The organism is Alkalibacterium sp. m-11, assembly GCF_054658155.1.
Genome location: NZ_BAAGIR010000534.1, coordinates 1 through 255 on the forward strand (window position 1 = coordinate 1; position 255 = coordinate 255).

1 pseudogene is annotated in these 255 nt (G+C 40.0%); it reads left to right on the forward strand.

What is annotated here, in order from left to right:
- Nucleotides 1–255 (forward strand): annotated as a pseudogene (locus ACYQ2O_RS13485) (RNA-guided endonuclease TnpB family protein); the annotation flags it as partial.

Sequence of the window (255 nt, forward strand, 5' to 3'; positions counted from 1 at the left end):
ATCTCGACCATCAACTCCCTTGTAGTGGAAATGGTGGAAGAAAGAAAACCTACCCGTAAAACAAGCAAAGATATTGAGGCCTATTTGCCCAGTGCTGTAAAAGCACAAGCTACCTTGGATGCAAAAAATGTGTTTAAGAAAGGGAAGAAAAAGAAGTTTGAAACAGTGCCTCTGCTTAAAAAGCCTCATTGTGTTTGGAACAACCAAAACTACTCTTTCGACTTCCGCTACATTTCAATGCCGATCATGATTGAT